Origin of the sequence: Hydrocoleum sp. CS-953 (assembly GCF_002260545.1) — a bacterium.
Classification (GTDB): domain Bacteria; phylum Cyanobacteriota; class Cyanobacteriia; order Cyanobacteriales; family Microcoleaceae; genus Trichodesmium.
This window is the reverse complement of the sequence record NZ_LGSU01000229.1, coordinates 1-2,502: the sequence shown is the minus strand read 5'-3', so window position 1 is coordinate 2,502 and position 2,502 is coordinate 1. Positions and strand designations below refer to the sequence as shown.

Sequence of the window (2,502 nt, the reverse complement as noted above, 5' to 3'; positions counted from 1 at the left end):
ACATTTAACTAATTAATTTAAAATTTTATTTTGAACTTGAAATCCTAAATTTACACTCAATCAAAATGACCTACTCAATAGACATTACTACTTTGGCTACCTTGGCACGTTGGTTAGCTCCTGACTTCAGTAACCAAGAATAAGCTTTTGATCGCCCACCCCTTTTTTTTGCCCATATTCGCGTCTATATGCGTCCACTTGCATATCAACTGCTCAATGGACTTACCCTTGATCTAGAGCAAGCTGATGAAATTACCCTCAATAAACTGAAATTATTCTCTTCAAAAAAACATATAGATATTGAAAACTACGCCATTGAAGAAGAAGAATTTTATGGAGGTGCCCGCAACCCCCAACGCCTAGAAAACCTCAAAAAATAACAAATTAAAAAATTACCAGGCTGTACTTTTATTAAAAAATGGACAGGTAATAGTTTTAGAGGTGAGGTAGAACCAGGAAAAGCTTGTACCGTAGTCCAGAAAGAGAAAACTACCTATCTCAACAGTCACTCTGAGATAGATGAACAGAAATTTATTAGCCATGACACAGAATGTGAGCCTGAACATAGATAAACAGGTATGGGGAGCGATCGCTGGACTTTTTGAATTTATCTGTTGGACTACCTTTGCCGATCAAGTTACAATTCGACATTTCCCTGTCATCGGTTGGTATATCTTACCCACAAGTTGTCAGACGAATTTCATAAAATTTTGCTACGTTAAGTTTTTTGCTAGTGATAGTTGGAGCTGATAAGTACAAATCTCTAAGTTATAGTTTCACATAATAATTTTAGTAGAAAGATTTTTTGGAAAATAGGTATAAAAATATTGTTGAAATTAGGAGCATGAGGCATTTAGAAATAAAAAGCATATCATAGATTTACCCATTGAATCTGAAAGGAAATAATTTCGCAATTTGATTTTCAGACTCTTTGCTGGCGTGACATGAAACCTTTAATTTGGCCTCAGCAAATCAATAACATCATGTTAAATGTCTTTCTTGTGGAATTATGCGACACCTTCCCTGGTCTAAGGTTGGACTTTCGGTACGCAACAAACCTTTGATTTAACCAGAGAGTGTCAAAAATTGCCAAGACCTGGTACATTAACCGAATATCAGTAAGCAAGATTCAAAGTAAATTTATGAAAGTCCTAGTAATTGGTGGCGATGGCTACTGCGGTTGGGCAACCGCTCTTTATCTTTCTAGTAAGGGTTATGAAGTAGGGATCCTAGATAGTATGGTTCGGCGACACTGGGATATGGAAATTCAAGTGGAAACCCTCACACCTATTGCCCCTATCCAAAAACGTATCCAACGTTGGAAAGACCTAACAGGCAAAAAAATTGACCTATATATAGGAGACATCACCAACTACGACTTCCTTAGTAAAACACTACGTCAGTTTGAACCAGAATCTATAGTCCACTTTGGTGAACAGCGTGCTGCTCCATTTTCTATGATTGACCGGGAACACGCTGTTATGACCCAGGTTAATAATGTTGTTGGTACTCTAAATATTCTCTATGCGATGAAAGAGGATTTTCCAGATGCCCACTTGGTTAAATTGGGAACTATGGGAGAATATGGTACTCCTAATATAGATATTGAAGAAGGTTACATTACTATTGAACATAATGGACGTAAGGATACTTTACCTTATCCGAAACAACCAGGGTCTTTCTATCATTTAAGTAAGGTTCACGATAGCCACAATATTCACTTTGCCTGCAAAATCTGGGGCCTCCGTGCTACAGACCTCAATCAAGGTGTGGTATATGGTGTTGCTCTAACTGGTCTTTTAGATGATGAAATTATCAAAGACGAACTTTTGATTAACCGTCTGGACTATGATGGAGTTTTTGGTACAGCACTCAATAGATTTTGTATTCAAGCTGCAATTGGCCACCCACTAACTGTTTATGGTTCAGGTGGACAAACTCGGGCTTTCTTAGATATTAGAGATACTGTCCGTTGCATGGAACTAGCGATCGCTAACCCCGCAGAAGCAGGTAAATTCAGAGTTTTTAACCAATTTACGGAAATGTTTAGTGTGGCTGACTTGGCAAAAATGGTACAGAAAGCGGGTAAAACTATGGATTTAGATGTCAAGATTAGCAACTTGGATAATCCTAGAGTAGAATTGGAGCAGCATTATTTCAATGCTAAAAATACGAATCTACTAGACCTTGGTTTAAAACCTCATTATTTATCTGATTCTCTATTAGACTCTTTGCTCAATTTTGCGATTAAGTATCAAGAAAGAGTGGATAAAAATCAGATTTTACCTAAAGTATCTTGGCATAGAGAAAAAACTCAACAATCAGATTCTGCACAAAATACAATAGTATCCAAAACTAAGGAAACCAATAAAGAATTAGATTCTGTACAAGTACAGTAACATCTAAAACTGAATAAAAAATATATCTTTTTTAAGAAATTTATATTCAGTATATGTAGTAATTTTACTTGTGGTTGGAATTTGATATAATCAATTTTATAAT

At 36.1% G+C, this 2,502-nt stretch carries 2 protein-coding genes and 1 pseudogene; all 3 read left to right on the top strand.

What is annotated here, in order from left to right:
* Window positions 1–188 precede the first annotated feature (188 nt).
* Window positions 189–572, top strand: a pseudogene (locus AFK68_RS01945) (CpcT/CpeT family chromophore lyase).
* Complete coding sequence (locus AFK68_RS44075) at window positions 520–750, top strand: hypothetical protein (protein ID WP_371357199.1); 231 nt, start codon at window positions 520–522, stop codon at window positions 748–750. The pseudogene AFK68_RS01945 and the gene AFK68_RS44075 overlap by 53 nt, the downstream one beginning before the upstream one ends.
* Window positions 751–1,142: 392 nt before the next feature.
* Complete coding sequence (locus AFK68_RS01940; RefSeq protein ID WP_094671207.1) at window positions 1,143–2,399, top strand: NAD-dependent epimerase/dehydratase family protein; 1,257 nt, start codon at window positions 1,143–1,145, stop codon at window positions 2,397–2,399.
* Window positions 2,400–2,502: the final 103 nt, after the last annotated feature.

What these genes read in the sequence shown, in the direction of transcription:
- AFK68_RS44075 (WP_371357199.1), top strand. Translation starts at nt 520, where the DNA reads ATGAACAGAAATTTATTAGCCATGACACAGAATGTGAGCCTGAACATA.
- AFK68_RS01940 (WP_094671207.1), top strand. Translation starts at nt 1,143, where the DNA reads ATGAAAGTCCTAGTAATTGGTGGCGATGGCTACTGCGGTTGGGCAACC.